Genomic DNA, 1177 nt, shown 5'->3' with positions numbered 1-1177 from the left:
TGTCACTTATCAGCATAGATTTAAGAAAATTGGTTTTTCTGGAACGAGTTTCTCTGCTGGATTGCGCCACCTTTTTTGATGAGCTGCAATATGTATTTTTAGTTAAAAGGCAGAAGATTTTCTGCCTTTTAATGTATTAAAATTTATTTTGCTTCATCAATATGGTTATTTTTTGATATAAAAGATTACAATAGATGCTTTCTTTTATGCGATGAGAAATTTTTCTAAAATTTTTGATGTTAAGATATGAGGACAGATTTCATTGTGAATATGAAAAGTTTGAATGCTGAATGCTTTCGGCATAATCTTTCAAAAGAGACGATATAGGTGGTTGTTTTTGTCCATTTCTTTATTCATTTTTATAGATCATAAGTTTAGTCTTTATGAGTTTTATGCATTTTTTTGAATTTTGTTTTAGAACTTTATTTACGTTTATATCATTTCATACGCATATTATTTGTTTCCTTTTTTAGGATGTTTACTTAAGAATTTTGGATAAATACTTGTTTTTAGAATAAACAGAGGGAGTTTGAGGTCAAATTATAATAAAAGTAAAGTATGCTTTATCGTGTTGTTATGGTTGTTGTTTTGTAAATGATAGGTGGCAGAGAAATTTCGATAAGATACAGGATATTATTTTCATTGCGGTCATGCGCGGATATCATCATTCTTTTTTCAGCATTCAATATTTGCGCAGATTTTAGCACTTGAGAATATTCATAAGAAGCAATTCACCTTTTTTCAAAAGTCCTTCTTTGCATGCCAGCTTCGTTTGTGATGGACAAGGGGTTAATTGATTAAATATAAACAGGTTTGAAATGAAAGAAATTTATAATATTCAGTTTTTATTCAATATGTAAAATGATGAATGAGCATTCTGAATTATTGCATGAAATTTTCCTAAATCAATATCACGCGCCTGATTAAACTGAAGATGCTGATAAACAACCTGAATCTACGGATCAAAAACAACACCTTTATACCCTGTTGCAAACGTTCTGCCACTCGTTAAAGAACCACTAAACTGTTTATCCTTTAACGCCACAACTTTACCCCGTGCTCGTGTCAAAATATCACCCTTAAAAAGGCTATACGATACTACCCCATCCATATAAAAACCGGTATCATGCTGCAAATTTCCATAAGCAGCAACAGACCATTTATTAAATGCGCTTTT

The 1177-nt window shown here is 30.9% G+C and carries 1 pseudogene; it reads right to left on the bottom strand.

The window, feature by feature from the left end:
* Positions 1–889: 889 nt before the first annotated feature.
* Positions 890–1177 (bottom strand): annotated as a pseudogene (locus ACFINE_RS09785) (autotransporter domain-containing protein); the annotation flags it as partial.

It is taken from the genome of Bartonella sp. AA97HXZ (genome assembly GCF_042196985.1).
GTDB lineage: Bacteria > Pseudomonadota > Alphaproteobacteria > Rhizobiales > Rhizobiaceae > Bartonella.
The sequence above is the reverse complement of the archived record's forward strand: the minus strand, read 5'-3'. Positions and strand labels throughout refer to the sequence as shown.